This is a genomic window from Ochrobactrum chromiisoli (genome assembly GCF_026241335.1).
Taxonomy (GTDB): Bacteria; Pseudomonadota; Alphaproteobacteria; order Rhizobiales; family Rhizobiaceae; genus Brucella; species Brucella chromiisoli.
Genome location: NZ_JAPHAV010000004.1, coordinates 1 through 20,468, shown reverse-complemented (window position 1 = coordinate 20,468; position 20,468 = coordinate 1). Strand labels below are relative to the sequence as shown.

Below are 20,468 nucleotides of genomic sequence, written 5' to 3'. Positions count from 1 at the left end.
TCAGACTGCGCACAGTCTAATTTTTATTTTTGAGACAACATGAATTTCATGCGGCCTTTTATGCGCAATTTGAAATTTTAAAAACGAAAAATAGCTAAGTTGCTAACTTATGTATGGTTTGGATGGGAATTTAGGACATAAAAAGAAAAAGACCCGGCTTGCCGAGTCTTTGGTTCAATCAATGCGCTCTGTATGATCAGCCGCCAAACATATAGCGAAGGCCAACGCGTATATCGTGCACATTCATGCCCTTGTCGTAGCCGTTGCCGATAGTCGGGTTGCCCTCAAACATCTTTCCGCCGTTGATATGACGATATCGATATCCGGCATCAAGCTTGAGATTGTGTGTGAGATCAACCGAAGCGCCGGCCATCAGCGCATAGGTGAAACGCCAGTTCGCATCACCAGAATAGACATCATTGTTCTGCGTATCGACCACATCCGCCCATTTCACGCGCGTGCCGCCGATGCCAGCGCCCAGATAAGGGGTCACGCCTGCAAAATTTCCCAGATCAACATAGGCATTTGCCAGAAGCGACAAGCCGGACATGTGGCTTTCGTCACGCTCGCCAGCAAACTTAGAGCGTGCCATATAGTCGAGGGTTAGATCCGTGCGGAAATAATCCGTCACCTGATAGCCAACACCGCCACCAATAAGGAACGAGCCTTTGAGGTCGCCCGAAATGGTGTTGTTCTCAAATACGGAACTGCCACAATTGCTGGTGCAAGGGGACGTGGCGTAATCGGCGTGCTTAAAGCGGTTCCACGAATACCCGATATCGCCGCGCAGATACCAGCCACCAACCGCAGGCGGGGTAACGATTACTTCTGGAACCTCTTCAGTAAAATCTGCCGCAACAGCTGCCGGAGCGAAGGCCATTATGGACAACGACACAGCAAGGCTTGCGCAGAAAATTTTAATAAAGCCGTTCATCTATGCGTCCCATCAAGCTGTTACGCCGCAAACGCGTCGCAACTGAATTTCAAGAGCGAGACTAAAGATGAAAAGTTAAATACAACTTAACCTTATTTCTTAACCATTTTTCTTGCGTATTATCCCGCGCAAAAAGCTCACGCACTTTTGCTGGAAATGTTTTATTCAGATGAAAGCGCAACGGCAGGCAACAATCGTGAAGCTTTGCGGGCGGGCAGAAAGCCAAACACGAGGCCGGTGGCAAAGGCACAGGCAAAAGCCAGCAGAACCGGACCTGCGCTATAGCCGATCGTCAGCCCGGCCAGACCTGCAAGCGTTGCGGCGCCCAGGCCCACAAGGACGCCGATAGCGCCTCCGATAGCCGAGACGGTCAGAGCTTCGGTGATGAATTGCAAAAGAATATCGCGGCGGCGCGCGCCCGTTGCCATGCGCACACCAATTTCGCGCGTTCGTTCGGTCACGCTGACCAGCATGATGTTCATCACGCCAATGCCGCCAACCAGCAGTGAGATTGCTGCAACAGATCCGAGAAATATGGTCAGCGTCGACCCCATCGCCGCTGCATCATCACGAATAGAGGACATATTGGTGATCATGGTATCGCGCTGTTTGTGGCGCTGGTCCAGCAATTCCTGAATCTGGTCCTGTGTGGTGTTGATGAGGTCAGAATCTTTCACCTGAACCGTGATGGTGCGCACATATTTCTGGCCGAAAAGCCGTAGATTGCCCGTTGTCAGCGGTACGACCACGACGTCGTCCTGATCTGATCCCCCAAAGCCTGCGCCTTTTGATTCCAGCGTGCCAATGACCTGAAACGGTATTTTCTGGATCAGAATATACTGGCCAATCGGGTTTGAACCATCTGGGAACAGCGTTTTCTCGACAGTCTTTCCAATCACAGCAACCGGCGCATAACTCTCCATGTCATGTTCAGTGATGAAGTCGCCGCTTTCGATTTTCCATGACTTTGCGGTCGAGAAAGCCGGAACAGTGCCGTTGGCCTGTGACTGATAATCAATATTTCCACGTCTCAATGTCACACTGCCGGTCACTTCCGGTACGGCCGTTTTCACATTGGGCAATTGCAGGATGGCGTCAGCGTCTTCGGGAACAAGCGTTGCGACCGAGCCGGAGCCGCGAAACCCCGGCATGGATGGCCGGATAAGCACCAGATCGGTCCCCATCGCATTGATGCGATCCAGGATAGAATTTTGTGCGCCTGTGCCGATTGCAAGCATTGTGACAACCGAACTCACCCCAATGATGATGCCAAGCAATGTGAGCACCGTGCGGAAGATGTTGGCGCGCAAGGCCCGCATCGCCATTTTGACCGCTTCTGAAATATCGGCCATGCCTGCGGCACTGTTTGCCGCTATTTGCTGCAGGTTCTGCGGTGCATCACTGTCAGGCATTTCACGCATGAGCGTATCGGACAGGATTTGTCCATCACGAATCTCGATCAGCCGGTCTGCGCGCTCCGCCACTTCGCGGGCATGGGTGATCACGATGATCGTATGACCCTGTTCATGCATTGCGCGCAGCAGCGCCATCACATCTTCGCCGCTCTGGCTGTCGAGCGCACCTGTCGGTTCATCGGCAAGAATGATGCGTCCGCCATTCATCAGTGCGCGCGCAATCGAAACACGCTGCTGCTGACCGCCAGAGAGCTGATTGGGGCGATGGTCCAGTCGGTCGCCAAGCTTGAGCGAATTCAAAAGTTCGGCTGCACGCGCATGACGCTCTGCTGCCGGCATACCGGCATAAATGGCCGGAACCTCGACATTTTCCTGAGCCGTTGATGTGGCAATGAGATTATAGCTTTGGAACACGAAGCCGAATGTGCGGCGGCGCAGCGCGGCCAACTCATCCGCATCAAGCGTCGAGACATCCTCACCTTCAAGCCAATATTCACCACCGCTCGGGCTGTCGAGACAGCCCAGAATGTTCATCAGCGTCGACTTGCCTGAACCGGAAGCGCCCTTGATGGCCACGAATTCACCGGCACGAATATCAAGCGTGATGCCATGCAGCACTTCAACGGCAAGGTCGCCATTGTGATAAGTTTTGCGAATATCCTGCAATCTGATGAGGGGCATGTCATTCATCGCTGATTCCATTAGAGCCGCTCCTGTTTTAACGGTCTCGTAGGATCCGCTCTATCTCTTTGTTTTTAAGCATTGTCTCACGCAAAACCGCTTCGCACTTTTGCTGGAAATGCTCTAGAAGAACATACCGCCGGACCTGCGGCCACGTGCATTGGAGCCTGCGGTTGCAGATGCTGAGGTGACGATGACCTTGTCGCCTTCTTCAAGACCGTTCTTAATTTCAGCCTGCACGCGGTTGCGAACGCCGACTTCAACGGTGCGTTCGGCCACCGAACCATTTTGATCGACGACCTGAACACTCGTCTGCGGTTTGCCTGCACCATCAGGCTTGGCGTGAAGCGCTGCGGTGGGAACAATGAGCACGTTGTCTGCGTGATTGAGCACGAAATAGACCTGTGCACTCATATTGATCATGAGTTCGCCGGTTGGATTGGGAACGTCAAACAGCGCATAATAAAGAACGACATTATTGTCAGTCTGAGGCGTTGGTTTGATCTGGCGTAACGTGCCGGTAAAACGCTTGTCCGGCTGGCCGAGAAGTGTGAAATAGACTGGCATTCCGGGCTTCAGCCTGCTGATGTCAGCTTCGGAAACCTGGGCTTCCACGGTCATGACTTTGAGGTCTGCGACCGTTACCACGGTCGGTGCACTCTGCACGGCATTCAGCGTTTCGCCCTCTTTGGTGGTCTGATCAACGACGGTGCCGGTCATAGGGCTGTAAATTTTTGTATAGCCAAGATCGACCTTGTCGCTTGCAAGCTGTGCCTCCTGCTGGCGGATTTGCGCACTCAGGGCTTTGACATCGGCTTCGGCCATGGACAGGTCGGCATCAGCCTGATCAATCGTCGACTGTGATGCGTTGCGGGTGGCGAGCAGCGAGCGCTGGCGGGCAGCATTGGCTTTCTTGAGCGTAAGCTGTGCCTGTTTGCTTAACAGCTGCGCTTTCAGATTATCGAGCTGGGCGCTGGAAATCTCTACTTTTTTCTCAAAAGGGGAGGGGTCGATTTCGGCAATCAAGTCACCTTGTTTGACTTCATCGCCAACTTCAACCTTCACGCTTTTTAACTGCCCCGAAACCTGCGCGCCGACATTGATGCTGCGCAAAGCGTTGAGTTTGCCAACTGCTGTTATCGAATCTTCGATATTTCCACGTTGCACGGTTTCAGCCAGATAAGCGCTTTGCTGGCTGCCGGATTCCCGCCCACTCAGCACATACCAGCCACCACCCAGTACGATCAAAGCAATCGGCAGCAGAAGCCAGAAGCGGCTTCGATTGCGCTTTACGCGCTTTTGCTTTGAACCTGTGGAAAGTGAATCGTTGGATTTGAGCACCCGGTAACCTCTGAAAATCAATATCAAACCAGTCTTTGCTGGTTATCTATGTCTACATATTCAGGAATTCATCTTAATTATTTGTCATGCGCCTAATAGCCCCAAAAATGGGTGGCTTGAATCATCATTTAACCCAAGGGTGAACAATAAAAGAAAAGCCGGGGATCCCCGGCTTATTCTCACTTTATATGCCCGATTTATCAGGCTGTGCCGGTTGAACCGAAACCGCCAGCACCGCGAGCTGTTTCGCTGACCTGTGAGCGCTCTTCAATTTTTGGCTGAACGACCGGCGCGAACACAGCCTGTGCAATGCGCATACCGCGTTCGATGCGGAAGTCTTCGTCACCGAGATTAACAAGAAGCACCTTCACTTCGCCGCGATAGTCGGAATCAATGGTCCCCGGCGTGTTGAGGCAGGTGATGCCATGCTTGAAGGCGAGGCCAGAGCGAGGGCGGATCTGCACTTCATAGCCTTCCGGGATTTCAAAGATGAGGCCGGTTGGTACCAGGGTGCGGCGTCCCGGCAGAAGCACGATCTGGCGATCTTCTGCTACAGCGGCGCGGAGATCCATGCCAGCCGAGCCGGAGGTCTCATAAGCGGGGAGATCAAGGCTTTCCGCATGTTCAAGGCGAATGATGCCGAGCGTTGGTGCTGTCATGAGGGGGCCTTTCCTACGTGAAGTTAAATTGGCGACGCTCATACGTGAAAACACATCAAAGGTGTACCGCCTATTTTTAGTTTTGCAATGATAGTGCGGCACAGGATCATGCTTTTACACCATGAGCTGCCTTTCACGGGAGAATTAATCCCGTTCAAGCGGCACAGCCGTGGTTTCCTTGATCTCTTCCATGACGAAAGAAGCCGACACATCCGACAAAGGAACGCTTGCGATCAGCCGCTGATAGAGCCGGTCATAAGCCTTGACGTCTGAAACGCGCGCTTTGAGCACATAGTCGAGATCGCCGGTCATGCGATAGACGCCAACGATTTCCGGAAAACGGGCCGTGGCGCTGCGAAATTTCCCCAGCCACTCGGGGTCGTGGCTTGATGTGCGAACCAGAATGAAGACGGAAAGGCCGCAACCTGCCATTTCGGCATCGACCAAAGCGACACGCGCCTTGATGACGCCTTCATCTTCCATGCGTTTGACCCGCCGCCAGCAGGCATTGCGGGAAAGATGCACGCGCTCTGAGAGAGAATCAACGGATAGGGTTCCGTCAATTTGCAACTCATTCAAGATTTTTCGATCAATTTCATCCAGTGTGAGCTTCATATTGGGATGATTGTCTCATAAAATGTAAATTATCAAGGATAAATTGAGATTTCATCTCGTTTGCTTTTGCTAAAATGATTTTCCGGAAAGGCGCTTCTGCGCCGCATAAATGGGAACAAATTGCTCGTTGACGGGAGTATTTTCAATGACAACACGTATTACACGGCTTTTTACGGAGCATCCTGAATCCGTAGATGAAACCTATTTTGAGCATATGGCCTTTGCGGGTCGTTTTTCGTTCAAGCTTTTTTGTGCAGCTTTTGCTGCCCTCATTCATGCAATTTTGCCATTTTTGTTCGAGAAGACTGCGAGCACAATTGTTCGCCAGTTGTATGAGCGAACTCATAACCGGGGCCGGTAATCGCCGGATCGAAAATGTGTCGTTGGGCCGCTTATCTTGGACCTGAAACCTATCTGGAAGACATTATATCGTCTCCCTGTCATTCGCTCGTGGCGCAGAGCCACGACGCGCATGAAGCAAAAACACGAACCAATGGCGACGGTTTTGGTGTTGCCTGGTATGGCGAGCGCAGTGAGCCGGGGCTTTATCGGGATATTCTGCCCGCTTGGTCCGATCAGAACTTACACAGTCTTGCGCGGCAGATCCGGTCGCGCCTTTTTCTTGCCCATGTCCGCGCATCAACCGGTGGATTGACAAGCCGCTCCAACTGTCACCCCTTCGTTTCAGATCGCTGGAGCTTTATGCATAATGGACAGATCGGCAATTTCGACCGTTTGCGGCGCAGGCTGGAAGGCCATCTGAGCGACGAGGTCTATGCGCAAAAACACGGCGCGACTGATTCGGAGCTGATCTTTCTTCTGATGCTGGAGTTTGGCCTTGATCGAGATCCTGTTCTGGCCATGAAGCGCATGGTTTCAACAATTGTTGAAGACGCCGTGCGCGCGGGTGTGCCGCCATTCCTGCGGCTGACGGCGGCTTTCTCCGATGGCAATCAGCTTTATGCAATCCGTTATGCCACCGATGCCTTTGCGCCGACGCTTTATACGGCCACGCTGGGCAGCGCGTCTGGTATATGCGTTGTATCGGAGCCACTTGATGGGGATGCTGCAAACTGGATGGCCGTGCCGGCAAACAGTTTTGTTACTGTTTCCCGGCAGGGGCGTATTGCGATTGATGCGTTTTTGGAACCCGCTTCGCGTTCTTGTGAGAAGGCCGAGGTCTAGGCACTGCCAATCAATATGCCGGCAGCCAGCACAAGCGCGCCACCGAACACCACCTGAAGGGCTGCGCGGAAGAATGGCGTTTCCATATAGCGGTTCTGGATGAAAGCGATGGCCCAGAGTTCGAAGAACACAAGAATTGCTGCGATGCTTGTCGCGGTCCAGAAGTCTTTGATGAGATAGGGCAGGGTGTGGCCAAGGCCGCCGAGTGTCGTCATCACGCCGCAGGAAATGCCGCGCTTGATCGGTGACCCACGGCCTGACAGCTTGCCATCATCATGCACGGCTTCCGTAAAGCCCATCGAAATACCCGCACCCACCGAGGCCGAAAGGCCGACGAGAAATGTCTGCCATGTATCCTGCGTGGCGAAAGCTGCCGCAAAAATCGGCGCGAGAGTGGAGACCGAGCCATCCATCAACCCAGCCAGACCCGGCTGCACATAGGTCAGGATGAACTGTTTCCGCTCAAGTGCGCGTTCTTCGTCCTGCACGGTGTGCGGTGTGAGTTCATTCTCAAGCGATTCAGCTTTTGCTTCGTGCTTTTTTTCCTGCAGTGCAAGGTCGCCCAGCAGTTGGCGTGTCTGCGCGTCGGTGACACGTTTGGCAGCTTCAACATAAAAGCGGTAGGCTTGCTCTTCCATTTGCGCTGCGGCGTCACGCACCTTGTCGATCCCCAGGGGGCGGACAAGCCAGTCGGGTTTGCGCTCATAATATCCGCTGACATGTTCACGGCGAATGAGCGGAATATTGTCCCCAAAACGGGCGCGGTGTCGCGCAATGAGCGCATCACGATGCTGATGCTCTTCATCAGCCATTTGTTCAAAGATTTTCGCCGACTGCGGAAATTCATCACGCAGGCCGTCAGCGTAGGCCAGATAGATGCGTGCGTCATCTTCCTCCGATGAAATGGCGAGGGCGAGGATCTCCTGTTCGGAGAGTGATTCAAAAGGGCGGCGGCCATTGCTGAAAAATCGACTAATCATTTCTCAAATCCATAGTTTAGAATAGTTCTAAGTAAGGGATTTTTGGGCTGAAAGTCAAGCCTTGCAGCGAAGGCACAATTGGCGCATTAAACCCCGGCCCAATAAAGAGGGCTTCACATCAGCAAACCCGTCAGAAGAGAACGAATTGATGGCATCGACAAACTCCCATACAAGCCCCAATCCCCGCCCGCTAAACCGGCAGGATTTCCGCACCCTTGGCCTTTCTGCATTGGGCGGTGCGCTGGAGTTTTATGATTTTATCATCTTCGTGTTTTTTGCGAGCGTCATTGGTCATTTGTTTTTCCCGCCCGATATGCCTGACTGGCTGGTGCTGATCCAGACTTTTGGCATCTTCGCTGCTGGTTATCTGGTGCGTCCGATTGGTGGCATCGTGCTGGCGCATTTCGGTGATAAATTTGGCCGCAAGCGCGTGTTTGCATTCTCGGTATTTCTGATGTCGATCTCGACCTTGGCGATGGCCTGCCTGCCAACCTATGCAACGCTTGGCGTTGGCGCGCCCATTCTGCTGATCATCTTCCGCATGTTGCAGGGCGCTGCCATCGGTGGCGAAGTGCCCGGCGCATGGACCTTTGTGGCGGAGCATGTCCCCGCCAATCGTGTTGGCATGGCGTGCGGCTTCCTCTGCTCGGGCCTGACACTCGGTATCATGATCGGCTCGCTGATCGCCACCGCCATCAACTGGATTTTCACGCCGGAAGAACTTGCTGCTTACGCCTGGCGCATACCATTCTTCATCGGTGGTATTTTTGGCCTATTCGCCGTTTATCTGCGCCGCTGGTTGGCTGAAACCCCGATTTTCACCGAGATGAAGAACAGTCATCTCCTCAAGGACAAGCTGCCGCTTGGCACCGTTCTGCGCAACCACATGCATGGGGTTATCATTTCTGTGCTGCTGACCTGGATTCTGTCGGCTGGCATTGTCGTCACCACGCTGATGACGGCAACTTTCTTGCAAAAACTTTATGGCTACACGCCTTTGCAGTCGCTTGCCGCCACGAGCTTCGGCACGTTGTTTCTGATGTTTGGAACAGTGAGTGCCGGCGCGATCGTTGATCGCATTGGCAGCGGCCGATTCTTTGCGGTCGCTGGTATTTTCTTCGGTATTGCGACTTTCGTGTTCTACACCTATGCGGCAGTTTCTCTGCCTGTTCTGTTTGCGCTTTATGCAGTGATGGGCCTTTCGGTGGGCATGGTTGGCGCGGCCCCTTATGTGATGGTGCGGGCATTTCCGGCGCCGGTGCGCTTCTCGGGCCTGTCGTTTTCCTACAATGTTTCCTATGCGGTTTTCGGTGGTCTGACGCCGGTGATCGTAACCTCGCTTCTGGCGGTCAATCCGATGGCGCATGCCTGGTATCTGGTGTTCATCGCCGCTCTGACCTCTGTGCTTGGCCTCTACCTGATTGCCCGCAGCGATCAGGTTGAAGGGGCTATCGGGCTTGATGATCTGCCTGCCGTTCCACAGGTGAACTGATAAAAAGGGCCGCGAAAGCGGCCCTTTTCTTTGTTTAGTGTACCGCCAGTTTCGCGGTGCCAATTTCCTTATCGTGGACGGCGAAGCGGTCGATCATGTCACTACTTGCTTCATTAAAGCCGATCACCGAAACATCCGTACCGCTGGCACGGTATTTCAAAACAACTTTATCAAGAGCGTCGACTGATGTGATATCCCACAGATGGGCATGACTGACATCAATCGTCACTTTCTTTGCAGGCGTGGAAAAATCGAAAGCCGCAATGAAGCTTTGCGCGGAGGCAAAGAAGATTTGGCCCTGAACGGTGTAGGTGCGCTCGTTTTCATCCTCATTGATGGTTTCGCTTACACGGAACATCTTTGCGACCTTGCCTGCGAAAAATACACCGGAAAGCAGCACGCCAACCAGAACGCCCTTGGCAAGATCATGGGTGGAAACCACCGTTATGACGGTTGCAAGCATGACAATGGAGGAGGATGGCGGGTTGCGGCGTAGATCAAGGATCGAACGCCATGAGAAGGTGCCAATTGACACCATGATCATCACCGCCACGAGGGCTGCCATCGGAATGATCCGCACCAGATCGTCGAGAACGAGAATAAGAAACAGCAGGAAAGAACCAGCAACAAAGGTTGAAAGCCTGCCGCGACCGCCGGATGTGACATTGATCACCGACTGTCCGATCATGGCGCAACCACCCATGCCACCAATCATCGCGGATGCGATATTGCTGGTGCCCTGACCAATGCATTCCTGGCTTTTGTTGCTGGTTGTATCCGTCATGTCATCGACAATCTGGGCGGTCAACAGCGATTCGAGCAGGCCAACGGCTGCAAGCGTGATCGAATAAGGCAGGATGATTTGCAGTGTTTCGAGGGTCAGCGGCACTTGTGGAAGCGCGAAGATCGGCAAAGCCGATGGCAATTCGCCAAGATCACCCACGGTGCGCAGATCCATGCCGGTTGTCCACGCAAGCGTGGTCAAAACCGCGATTGCCACCAGTGGCGATGGGATCACTCTGGTTATGCGCGGAAACAGATAGATGATGGCGAGGCCACCTGCGATCATCCAATATGTCTCGACGGGGACATGGATGAGTTCGGGCAATTGTGCCATGAAAATGAGGATTGCCAAGGCATTGACGAAGCCGGTGATGACGGATCGCGAAACGAAACGCATCAGCCGCCCGACTTTGAGAAAGCCTGCGATGATTTGAAAAAAGCCCATCAGGATCGTGGCTGCAAAAAGATATTGCAACCCATGTTCTTTGACGAGTGAGACCATCACCACAGCCGTTGCAGCGGTCGCAGCAGAGATCATGCCGGGGCGTCCGCCGGTGAATGCGGAAACACAGGCAATGGCGAAAGAAGCGAAAAGGCCGACTTTGGGATCGACGCCGGCGATAACAGAAAAGCCGATAGCTTCCGGGATAAGAGCGAGTGCTACGACGATACCGGAAAGAATATCGCCGCGAATATTGGAGAACCACTCGCGGCGGTAGGCAGCAAGACGTGTCATTGAATTTTCCGCAAATAGAAAACGGACAGGGATGCCCGAATCAACATGGCCGATTGTAAAAATGGGGATGTTGTTGCGTTGTCTGGCGGATAGGCGGCCAGAAGAGCCACCCGGGCTTTCACCGGGTCCTTGCGAATACGCTTGTATAAACAAAAAAAGCGCAGCAGGGCAATGGCCCGCTGCGCTTTCTGTTGAGCGGTGCTGATTAGAGTATCTTTTGCATGAAGGTCAGGTCTAGCCAGCGTCCGAATTTCTGGCCCACCTGTTTCAGCGTACCACTATCTTCAAAGCCTTGCGATTTGTGCAGCGCGATTGATGCTGCATTGCCAGATTCGATGCCTGCTACAAGGACATGGACTTTGCGTTCGCGTGCTTCTTCTACAAGCTCTGCCAGAAGTGTGCGTCCAATACCGCCACCGCGTGCATCGCTTGCCACATAAACAGAGAGTTCGGATGAGTGGCGGAAACCTTCAAACGGACGGAATGGGCCATAACTTGCATAGCCAACGACCTGTCCCTCCCGTTCAGCCACCAGAACCGGAAAGCCGTCCCGGTTGCGATTTTCAAGCCATTCGCGGCGGTTTTCCAGATCGACGAGCGTTTCGTTCCAGATGGCAAGCGTGTTCTCGACCGCATCATTATAGATTGCAAGCAGAGCAGGGAGGTCAGCTTCGTTGGCAAAGCGGATGGTGAGGGTCATTTCAGAGGCCTTAATGAATAAGAAAACGGCGGGATTTTTCCCGCCATTTTCGATCACTTTCAAGTGGATAAAAATCAGCCTTGCGCTTTTAACTCCAAACGGCGGCGATGCAGGACTGGCTCGGTGTAGCCATTCGGCTGTTCGCGGCCCTTGAAAACGAGATCACAAGCTGCCTGGAAAGCAATCGACTTATCGAAGTCTACGGCCATCGGACGATAAAGCGGATCGCCTTCATTCTGCTTGTCCACGACAGCTGCCATGCGTTTTAGGGTTTCCATGACTTGCGCTTCTGAAACCACGCCATGATAGAGCCAGTTGGCGATATGCTGTGCCGAAATACGCAGCGTGGCACGGTCTTCCATCAGGCCAACATTGTTAATGTCCGGCACTTTCGAGCAGCCTACGCCCTGATCAACCCAGCGCACGACATAACCGAGAATGCCTTGCGCATTGTTGTCGATCTCGTGCTGGATGTCTTCCGGTGTCCAGTTTGGACGGCTTGCGACCGGCACGGACAGAATGTCGTCGAGCTTGGCACGTGGGCGACTTTTCAGTTTCTCCTGAACTGCTGCCACATCAACCTGATGATAATGGGTTGCGTGCAGGGTTGCTGCGGTCGGCGATGGCACCCATGCGGTGTTCGCTCCAGCCTTCGGATGGGCGATTTTCTGTTCGAGCATGGCGGCCATCAAGTCCGGCATGGCCCACATGCCCTTGCCGATCTGCGCATGGCCGGAAAGGCCGCATTCAAGACCGATATCGACATTCCACTGTTCATAAGCGCCGATCCAGGCGGCCTGCTTCATGTCGCCTTTGCGGATCATCGGGCCAGCTTCCATCGAGGTGTGGATTTCGTCGCCGGTGCGATCAAGGAAGCCGGTATTGATGAAGACGACGCGTTCTTTCGCGGCGCGGATTGCTTCCTTGAGGTTAACCGTGGTGCGGCGCTCTTCATCCATGATGCCGATTTTCAGTGTGTTCGGCTTCATGCCAAGCAGCTCTTCGGTGCGGGTGAAGATTTCATTGGCAAATGCCACTTCCTCCGGTCCGTGCATCTTTGGCTTGACGATATAGACCGAGCCTTCGCGCGAATTCAGGTGGCGACCGTTCGGGCCAATATCATGCAGTGCAATCAGGCTCGTGAAAGCGGCATCCATAATGCCTTCCGGCACTTCATGGCCGTCGGCATCAATGATCGCCGGATTGGTCATCAGGTGGCCGACATTGCGCACCAGCATCAGCGAACGGCCCTTGAGGGTAAGGTCGGAACCATCAGGCGTTTTATAGCTGCGGTCTCCATTGAGGCGGCGCGTCATCTGCTTGCCGTTCTTCTCGAACGTGTCTTCAAGCTTGCCATTCATCAGGCCGAGCCAGTTGCGATAAACCGCAACCTTGTCTTCCGCATCGACGGCCGCAATCGAATCTTCGCAATCCTGAATCGTGCTGATAGCCGACTCCAGAACCATGTCTGCGATATGCGCCGGGTCGGTCTTGCCGATCGGGCTGTCCGCATTGATGACGATATCGACATGCATGTTGTTCTTGGCCAAGAGCACATTGGTGGGTGCGCTTTCATCGCCATTATAGCCTTTGAACTGACTGCCGTCCTTCAAGGCGGTGGCTGAGCCATCGGCAAGCGTTACAGCGAGTTTGCCGTCCTTGACGGAAAGGCCGGTGACGTCGGCCCATTTGCCCGCATTGAGCGGTGCGCTTTCATCGAGAAAATTCTTGGCCCATGCAATGACTTTTTCGCCGCGCTTCGGGTTGTAGCCTTTGCCTTTTTCCGCGCCGTCCTCTTCGGAGATCGCATCGGTGCCGTAAAGCGCGTCATAGAGCGAACCCCAGCGTGCATTGGCGGCGTTGAGCGCATAGCGTGCATTCATGACCGGAACGACAAGCTGCGGCCCTGCAATATGCATGATTTCCGGGTCGACATTGGCAGTCGAAACCTTGAATTCTCCGCCTTCCGGCAGGAGGTAGCCGATATCTTTCAGGAATTGCTGATAATCCGCCTGCGAATAGCCTTTGTCGCGATTGTTCTTGTACCAGGCATCAATCTTGGCCTGCATGTCGTCGCGCTTTTTGAGGAGGGCGCTATTCTTCGGTGCGAGATCGCGGATGATGGCGGCGAAGCCCTTCCAGAAGGCGTCTGGTTCAACGCCCGCGCCGGGTGCGGCTTCGCTTTCCAGAAACTCCACCAGTTCAGGGGCAACGCGCAAGCCTTCTATCTCAACGTAATGACCGGCTTTCTGAGAAACCATGGCTCTGCCTCCTTCAAATAAAAAAACACTGCCAGTATCTTTCAACACCAGCCATTAAGATGTCTTTGAACCGCTTTAGCGCGCTTTCGTCAATCAGCGTGCGGGCACATCATCTGTGACGCTGCGGCGAAAATGAATTACAAGTTCAGGGTGCGTTTAATCTGATCAGGAGTCCAGCCCTGTTCGCGCAGGCTGCTGAGTGCCGTATCCTTGCGGCTTTTGGATAGTTTCAGACCATCATCGCCCAGCACAAGATCGTGATGATGATAAAGCGGTTCCGGCAAGCCCAGAAGCTTCTGCAGAAGCCTGTGCACAGATGTTGCATGAAACAGGTCGCGCCCGCGGACAATATGCGTGATGCCTTGCAACGCATCATCCACCACGACGGAAAGATGATAGCTCGTAGGTGTGTCTTTACGGGCAATCACCACGTCGCCCCATTGTGCAGGATCGGCGATAAGGTGGCCGGTCTCACCGTCCGGGCCTTGGCCGCTTTCATTCCAGAACAGCGCTTCGCCAGCCATGTCGAGCGCTTTCTCCATATTGAGCCGCCACGCATAGGGCGCACCGGAAACGATGCGCTGCATCTGTTCCTTGTCGCTCATCTCCCGTTCGCCTTGCGGATAAAGCGGTGTGCCGTCCGGATCGGACGGCCAGTCCTGGCCCTTGGCATGCGCTTCGCCGATAATCGCGCGCACCTCGGTGCGACTCAGAAAGGCGGGGTAGACGAGGCCCTTATCTGCAAGCTTGGTCAGCGCATTGCGATATTCGCTAAAATGCTCCGACTGGCGGCGTACCGGCTGTTCCCATTCAAGTCCAAGCCAGTGGAGATCATCATAGATGCCCTGTTCGAGCACTGGCGTGCAGCGGGCGGTGTCGATGTCTTCCATGCGAAGCAGAAAGCGTCCTTCGCTTGTCCGTGCCATTTGTGCATTGAGAAGTGCAGAATAGGCGTGGCCAAGGTGCAACTGACCATTGGGGCTGGGAGCGAAGCGAAAAACAGGTTTTGTCATGTTGATGTCAGTTGATTGTCATTTGACGGTATTGGTACTTTGCGCGCGTGTGAAAAGAAAGGCCTGACAATGCGGCGGATCGATACATTGGACGATATTGAAGCCGGGCTTGAAGCGCTGGTGTTAGCCGACGCACGGCTAATCGATATCCGAGGCCGTTCTCATGCCGTGCCGCTGCGCAGGTCTCAGCCGGGCTTTGAAAGCCTCGCCTCGATCATCGTTGCACAACAGGTTTCAACAGCCAGTGCGAGTGCCATATGGGCGCGATTCAAGCAGGTGATCGATCCGATGACACCGGAAGCTTATATCGCAGGCGGGGAAGAGGCATGGCGTTTTGCTGGGCTCTCTAGACCAAAACAGAGAACGCTTTTTGCCTTGAGTGAAGCCTTGGCAGAAGGGGCAATCGACCTGTATGGGCTGTGTGATCTGCCTGCCGAAGAAGCGATCAAGGCGTTGACCGCTATTAAGGGCATCGGCCCCTGGACGGCTGAAGTCTATCTGCTGTTTGCTGCTGGTCATCCTGATGTGTTTCCGGCGGGCGATGTGGCGCTGCAAACGGCTGTCGGTCACGCTTTCGCGCATGAAACGAGGCCTGATGCGGCGGCTCTTCGTGTATTGGCTGAAGACTGGGCGCCATGGCGCGGCGTGGCAGCGCGTTTGTTCTGGGCATATTACGCCGCAATCAAGGGACGCGAAGCTGCCCCTCTTCTGTAAATCTTGCGTGTTTCCGGGGTGATAAACGCGTTTCCGCTTCACAATCCTGTCACGTCGGGATTACATTATTCGCATCAGGTGAATGACGGTATTTCGATTCGCAGAAACTTGATCTCCTGCCTATCGCGCTGCCGCTTTCACAAAGCTGGAGCGTTGTAGGTTGCGCCCATAACGGGTGCGGGGCGCTTCGGTGAAGAGCGCAGTTCCGCATGGAAAGCCATTCGCACTTTTCCTTTCGGAGTTGCTCTGAAGGAGGTGTGCCCTTGAATGTAGCCGTCTCTCCCCGAACCGTTTCGAGCAGTGGTTTGCCTGCTCTGGTTCTCAATGCGGACTATCGGCCGCTCAGCTATTACCCTTTGTCGCTCTGGTCCTGGCAGGATGCGATCAAGGCAGTCTTTCTTGAACGCGTGCATATCGTGGCGGAATATGATCAGGTCGTATCTTCGCCATCGTTTTCCATGCGTTTGCCGAGCGTGATTTGCCTGAAAGAATATGTAAAGCCGCCGCGTCATCCGGCGTTTACGCGCTTCAATCTGTTTCTGCGTGATCGTTTTGAATGTCAGTATTGCGGCTCTCCGCATGATCTGACCTTTGATCACGTTACCCCGCGTTGCCATGGCGGCGAGACGACGTGGGAAAATGTGGTCGCCGCGTGCTCCCCTTGCAATCTGCGCAAAGGCGGGTTGATGCCAGCTCAAGCACATATGTGGCCGCGTCAGAAGCCGGTCATGCCGAGCGTGCAGGATCTGCACAAAAATGGCCGTCTTTTCCCACCCAACCATCTTCATGAAAGCTGGCTCGATTTTCTGTATTGGGATGTCGAACTGGAGCCTTAGTGTCTGCTCCAAAAGTCGCCATGCCGGTCTGCAAATGGCAATTTGTCTACGTTCCGATGCTCATGCACCCAAAATTATATTTCGCTTCGGCATTCGAGAACCACCATTTTCGCCATGGCCTGCCGCTTTTTGATTCGGATCCCAGAAAGAACAACTTCCTCAGAATTCCCTCTTACTTTCCACCTTTTGCAAAAGCGCCGTAGTAGCCAATCGCTGCAAAAAGCAGGCTTGCGACCACGTTCCATCCTGCAAATGACAGGCCGAGAAAGAAGCCCGGTGCGCTGTCACATGCAGGCGGGCGGGTCGCGTTGAGATCGCCGAGCAGATTGCCGGCATCCAGCGTGAGCTTCATGGTGGCTGCGCTGCAATCAGCCGGACCCGGCCAGTATTTGAGTTCGACACCGGTGTGATAGATGGCAAGCGCAAGGCCAAAGGTCATCAGCAGTGCACCAATCAGGATCAGACCGCGCGTGAGAACCGGAGGCCATTTCAATCTATAAGAAACCCAGGCTGCGGCCAGAACCGGAACGCCGATATAATAAGGCGTGCGTTCTTCAAGGCAGAGTTTGCAGGGCATGAAACCAGCCAGATGCTCGAAGCCCAAAGCCGTTCCGACTGTTGCAGCCATTCCGACTGCCATGATGCCTGCGGTCCAAGACTGAATTTTGCCAACCGGTTTGTTAAGTGCAAATGCCATATGAAATTTCCTGCGCCATGCTGGCCTTATTTCTTTAGCCTAAAATACTGCTTTGTCTCCAAGCAATTAAATTTGACCGGCTTGAGGCAAAATCAGGCGTTCAGATATTTAATCCCGACGAAGAGCACGATCAGCAAAACAGCAACGAGACCAGCCAGCAGGCCGAGACGCTTTTCGATAAATTCGCGGATCGGTTCACCATAACGCTTCAACAGCCATGCGAGGAAGAAGAATCGTGCGCCGCGCGCAATGATCGCGGATGCAATGAACAACCAGATATTGATGCCTGCCGCGCCGGAGAGGATGGTGACAACCTTGATCGGCGGCAGATGCGCGAGGCCTGATGTGATGAGCATCAGCAGAATCATGTCGGCGCTGGTCGTTCCGCGCATTTGCTCGAAGGTGTCGAGCTTGCCATACATTTCAAGCACAGGCTTTGCGACCTGCTCATAGGCATGATAGCCCAAATACCAGCCTGCTATGCCGCCAAGAACGGAAAAGATGGTTGCGACGAGCGCGTAACGATAGGCCCGTTCCGGGCGCGCAAGCGCCATCGGAAGAAAGAGCACATCGGCGGGCACCAGAAATACCGAGCTTTCTATAAAGGCGATGAAGGCGAGCCAGTATTCGGCCGACTTTCGGGCAGCAAGCGAGATCGTCCAGTCATAGAGTCGGCGCAGCATGAAAATTTCCGGATTTTTTAAGGGGGCAAACACCCAGGGATTATTTGCACCGTCTATAATAAAAAAAGGCGGCGCGAACAATGCGCGCCACCCTTTTAAAGTCGTGTTTGCTGATTTTTATCGTTTGTAAGCGCTGCAAATATATTTGGTTTCGAGATATTCCTCGATGCCATATTTCGAGCCTTCGCGACCGAGCCCCGACTGTTTTACACCACCAAATGGTGCGACTTCGTTGGAGATAAGGCCGGTGTTGTGTCCAACCATGCCATACTCCAGGCCTTCGCTGACGCGGATCGCGCGGCTGAAGTTCTCCGTATAGAAGTAAGCGGCCAGACCGAAGATCGTATCGTTGGCAGCCGCGATCACTTCTTCTTCCGTGTCGAAGGCAAACAGCGGTGCAAGCGGGCCAAAGGTTTCTTCCTTGGCAACAAGCATATCCGAGGTCACGCCGGTCAGAATGCCCGGTTCAAAGAACAGGCCACCCAGTTCCTTGCCGCCTGCAATAAGCTTTGCACCTTTTGAAACCGCATCTTCAATATGCGCCTTCACTTTGGTGATGGCCTTTTCTTCGATCATCGGGCCGATGACGACGCCCGGCTCGGTGCCATTGCCGACTTTTAATTCTTTCACTTTAAGCGCCAGCTTTTCAGCAAACGTGTCGTAAACGCCGCGCTGCACATAGATGCGGTTGGCGCAAACACAGGTCTGCCCGGCATTGCGGTATTTGGAAAGCATCGCGCCGTCCACAGCCGCATCGATGTCGGCATCGTCGAACACGATGAAAGGTGCGTTGCCGCCAAGCTCAAGTGAGATGCGCTTGATGGTCGGTGCGCATTGCGCCATCAGCAGGCGACCAACTTCGGTCGAGCCGGTGAAGGAAAGCTTGCGGACAATGTCATTGCTGGTGAGTTCGGCGCCGATGTCGCGGGCCTTGCCGGTCACGATCTGCAGAACGCCTGCCGGGATGCCAGCCTTTTCCGCCAGAACACCAAGCGCAAGCGCGGTCAGCGGGGTGAGATCGGCAGGCCGGACGATCATCGTGCAGCCAGCTGCCAGTGCGGGCGCTGCCTTTCGCGTAATCATGGCCGCCGGGAAGTTCCATGGCGTGATTGCCGCCGTCACACCGACCGGCTGACGGATCACGGTCAGGCGCTGGCCGGGCTGTGTGGCCGGAATGGTGTCGCCATAGACGCGCTTGGCTTCTTCTGCGAACCATTCAATGAAAGAGGCCGCATAAAGAACTTCACCACGCGCCTCAGCGAGCGGTTTGCCCTGTTCCGATGTCATGATAAGGGCAATGTCATCTGCATTGGCAATGATCAGGTCAAACCATTTGCGTAAGATTCCAGCGCGCTCTTTGGCGGTCTTTGCAGCCCAACCCGGCAGCGCCTTGTTCGAAGCGTTGATTGTCTCTTTAATAGTGTCGACAGAGAGGGAGGGAACGGTGCCAATGACGGAGCCATCGACCGGATTGGTGACGTCAATAGTTTTGCCGTCTGCTGCGTCTATCCAGTTTCCATCCACAAGACATTGCGATTTAAGCAGTGAGGGGTCTTTTAAAGCGAGCATATCTGATATTCCATCCCAGTCTTGAAGAACTAAGCTGTTCAGTATATTGAACGGCTTACGATATATTGAATTAAACAGACCGTGACGGATAAAGTCAATCGGTCAGTCAGGTTAGCGGCTAAGCATATGGATAAAACGGTGAGCGACGACGAGAGTTCCCTGAAGCTGGTTCCGGCTGTGGTTCGGGCTTCGCAAATTCTGGATCAGATTGCGCAGGCAAATCAATCCGGCAGAGAAGGGCTGAAGCTCTCGGATATTGCGCGCCAGACCGGATTGCCCAAAAGCAGTGTGCATGGCCTGTGCCAGACAATGGTTCATCTTAAATTGCTGAAGCTTAATCGTGATGGCAGTTTTACCACGGGGCCGCATTCCGTTCGCTGGGCGAATAGCTTCCTTGCCGGAAGTGATATTGTGGATGCGTTTCATGAGGCCGTGGCAGAAGCAGAAGGGCTTGATCCTTATACATTGACGCTTTCGCACCTTGAAGGTCCGGAAGTCATTTATCTCTCTTGCCGTGACTCGTCTGCGCCGCTTGGCATTACGTTCCGCATTGGGATGCGTGTGCCAGCTGTGTTTACCGCGACCGGAAAGGCGATGCTGTCTTCGATGTCCCCACAGGAGTTGACGCGTCATCTTCCTTCTGAATGGCCCAAGCCCATTACACCTTCAAGCGTTCAATCCTTGAGGGCGTTCGAAGCAGAAATGGCTGTGGTGAAGAAGAAGGGCTATTCGCTCGATGACGGTCAGTTGCGTGAAGGTATGTTTTGTATCGGTGCCGCGATCTGTGATCGTCCAAATCATCCTGTGGCCGGGATTGCTCTTTCTATGATGGCCGCAGAGGCGCGGCCGGAGATTCTTGAGACGATGGGTGGGCGGGTGCGTGCATTGGCGGACTGCGTTGCTGAGCGTATGGGTTGGCTGCTCGCACCGTCGCGTTAAGTGCAATATTGATTTGGTATAGAGTTGGGATGTTTTAAATTGTTTGTGTTTGGTAAAAATGGGTTGTTTTGCCTGTGGAAAGAAAAGTTATCCTTTTTGCGGATTATGCGTTGACAGTTTTGTTGAGTGGGGTCTATATGGCGCCACAACGAGGGCGGCGACGCTGCTAGCGGCAGACTGGTTCGTCCCTTGAGTTGGCAGATTGAGTTTGACAGCGATGTTTGATTTGGTTATG

General features: G+C 53.9%; 19 protein-coding genes and 1 other annotated feature. Of the genes, 6 read left to right on the top strand and 13 right to left on the bottom strand.

Annotation, left to right across the window (positions count from 1 at the left end; all coding sequences use genetic code 11):
• Window positions 1-196 precede the first annotated feature (196 nt).
• The 5 genes from OPR82_RS10670 to OPR82_RS10650 all read right to left on the bottom strand — a co-directional run bounded on the left by OPR82_RS10670 (window position 197) and on the right by OPR82_RS10650 (window position 5,645).
• Window positions 197-934 (bottom strand): outer membrane protein, encoded by a 738-nt coding sequence (locus tag OPR82_RS10670; RefSeq protein ID WP_265984767.1) that lies wholly within the window; start codon window positions 932-934, stop codon window positions 197-199.
• A 161-nt stretch (window positions 935-1,095) separates the two neighbouring features.
• Entirely contained in the window at window positions 1,096-3,039 is a 1,944-nt protein-coding gene (locus OPR82_RS10665) for a MacB family efflux pump subunit (RefSeq protein ID WP_323054545.1), read from the bottom strand.
• A gap of 114 nt (window positions 3,040-3,153) precedes the next feature.
• Window positions 3,154-4,371 (bottom strand): efflux RND transporter periplasmic adaptor subunit, encoded by a 1,218-nt coding sequence (locus OPR82_RS10660; RefSeq protein ID WP_265984765.1) that lies wholly within the window; start codon window positions 4,369-4,371, stop codon window positions 3,154-3,156.
• 200 nt (window positions 4,372-4,571) lie between these two features.
• Window positions 4,572-5,030 carry a dUTP diphosphatase gene (dut, locus tag OPR82_RS10655; RefSeq protein WP_265984764.1) on the bottom strand — a complete coding sequence of 153 codons (459 nt, stop codon included), beginning with the start codon at window positions 5,028-5,030 and terminating at the stop codon, window positions 4,572-4,574.
• A 144-nt stretch (window positions 5,031-5,174) separates the two neighbouring features.
• Window positions 5,175-5,645, bottom strand: coding sequence for an Lrp/AsnC family transcriptional regulator (locus OPR82_RS10650; protein ID WP_265984763.1), 471 nt, complete (start codon window positions 5,643-5,645; stop codon window positions 5,175-5,177).
• Between the two features lie 145 nt (window positions 5,646-5,790).
• On the opposite strand from OPR82_RS10650, the gene OPR82_RS10645 reads away from it, so the two are divergent.
• Together OPR82_RS10645 and OPR82_RS10640 are read left to right on the top strand one after the other, a co-directional pair.
• Window positions 5,791-6,006, top strand: coding sequence for a DUF6356 family protein (locus OPR82_RS10645; protein WP_140021890.1), 216 nt, complete (start codon window positions 5,791-5,793; stop codon window positions 6,004-6,006).
• A gap of 14 nt (window positions 6,007-6,020) precedes the next feature.
• Window positions 6,021-6,830 (top strand): class II glutamine amidotransferase, encoded by an 810-nt coding sequence (locus OPR82_RS10640; protein WP_265984762.1) that lies wholly within the window; start codon window positions 6,021-6,023, stop codon window positions 6,828-6,830.
• Here the strand turns inward: OPR82_RS10640 and mbfA are convergent.
• The gene (gene mbfA, locus OPR82_RS10635) at window positions 6,827-7,810 is read right to left on the bottom strand and encodes an iron exporter MbfA (RefSeq protein ID WP_265984761.1); all 984 of its coding nucleotides are present in this window, start codon (window positions 7,808-7,810) and stop codon (window positions 6,827-6,829) included. The genes OPR82_RS10640 and mbfA overlap by 4 nt on opposite strands.
• A gap of 148 nt (window positions 7,811-7,958) precedes the next feature.
• On the opposite strand from mbfA, the gene OPR82_RS10630 reads away from it, so the two are divergent.
• Window positions 7,959-9,302 (top strand): MFS transporter, encoded by a 1,344-nt coding sequence (locus OPR82_RS10630; RefSeq protein ID WP_265984760.1) that lies wholly within the window; start codon window positions 7,959-7,961, stop codon window positions 9,300-9,302.
• 34 nt (window positions 9,303-9,336) lie between these two features.
• On the opposite strand, the gene OPR82_RS10625 is transcribed toward OPR82_RS10630, so the two are convergent.
• From OPR82_RS10625 to gluQRS, 4 genes are all read right to left on the bottom strand, one after another.
• Window positions 9,337-10,821 (bottom strand): SulP family inorganic anion transporter, encoded by a 1,485-nt coding sequence (locus OPR82_RS10625; protein WP_265984759.1) that lies wholly within the window; start codon window positions 10,819-10,821, stop codon window positions 9,337-9,339.
• Window positions 10,822-10,897: 76 nt separating this feature from the next.
• Window positions 10,898-10,953: a sequence feature (sul1 is cis-regulatory element that is thought to sense ions involved in sulfur or methionine metabolism; They are found in Alphaproteobacteria), on the bottom strand.
• 73 nt (window positions 10,954-11,026) lie between these two features.
• Window positions 11,027-11,521, bottom strand: coding sequence for a GNAT family N-acetyltransferase (locus tag OPR82_RS10620; protein ID WP_265984758.1), 495 nt, complete (start codon window positions 11,519-11,521; stop codon window positions 11,027-11,029).
• A gap of 74 nt (window positions 11,522-11,595) precedes the next feature.
• Window positions 11,596-13,782, bottom strand: coding sequence for a malate synthase G (locus tag OPR82_RS10615; protein WP_265984757.1), 2,187 nt, complete (start codon window positions 13,780-13,782; stop codon window positions 11,596-11,598).
• Between the two features lie 137 nt (window positions 13,783-13,919).
• Window positions 13,920-14,795: a tRNA glutamyl-Q(34) synthetase GluQRS gene (gluQRS, locus tag OPR82_RS10610; RefSeq protein WP_265984756.1), complete on the bottom strand. Its 876-nt coding sequence runs from the start codon at window positions 14,793-14,795 to the stop codon at window positions 13,920-13,922.
• Window positions 14,796-14,864: 69 nt separating this feature from the next.
• Here gluQRS and OPR82_RS10605 point away from each other — a divergent pair, with 69 nt between their 5' ends.
• Window positions 14,865-15,509 carry a DNA-3-methyladenine glycosylase family protein gene (locus OPR82_RS10605; protein ID WP_265984952.1) on the top strand — a complete coding sequence of 215 codons (645 nt, stop codon included), beginning with the start codon at window positions 14,865-14,867 and terminating at the stop codon, window positions 15,507-15,509.
• A gap of 263 nt (window positions 15,510-15,772) precedes the next feature.
• On the top strand, window positions 15,773-16,345 hold the full coding sequence (locus tag OPR82_RS10600) for an HNH endonuclease (protein WP_026070265.1): 573 nt from the start codon (window positions 15,773-15,775) through the stop codon (window positions 16,343-16,345).
• A 172-nt stretch (window positions 16,346-16,517) separates the two neighbouring features.
• On the opposite strand, the gene OPR82_RS10595 is transcribed toward OPR82_RS10600, so the two are convergent.
• From OPR82_RS10595 to OPR82_RS10585, 3 genes are all read right to left on the bottom strand, one after another.
• Window positions 16,518-17,042, bottom strand: coding sequence for a disulfide bond formation protein B (locus OPR82_RS10595; protein WP_265984755.1), 525 nt, complete (start codon window positions 17,040-17,042; stop codon window positions 16,518-16,520).
• 92 nt (window positions 17,043-17,134) lie between these two features.
• Window positions 17,135-17,725: a YqaA family protein gene (locus OPR82_RS10590; protein WP_019186284.1), complete on the bottom strand. Its 591-nt coding sequence runs from the start codon at window positions 17,723-17,725 to the stop codon at window positions 17,135-17,137.
• Window positions 17,726-17,842: 117 nt separating this feature from the next.
• Window positions 17,843-19,294, bottom strand: a complete 1,452-nt coding sequence (locus tag OPR82_RS10585) for an NAD-dependent succinate-semialdehyde dehydrogenase (RefSeq protein ID WP_265984754.1) — start codon at window positions 19,292-19,294, stop codon at window positions 17,843-17,845.
• A gap of 126 nt (window positions 19,295-19,420) precedes the next feature.
• On the opposite strand from OPR82_RS10585, the gene OPR82_RS10580 reads away from it, so the two are divergent.
• The gene (locus tag OPR82_RS10580) at window positions 19,421-20,233 is read left to right on the top strand and encodes an IclR family transcriptional regulator (RefSeq protein WP_265984753.1); all 813 of its coding nucleotides are present in this window, start codon (window positions 19,421-19,423) and stop codon (window positions 20,231-20,233) included.
• Window positions 20,234-20,468 lie beyond the last annotated feature (235 nt).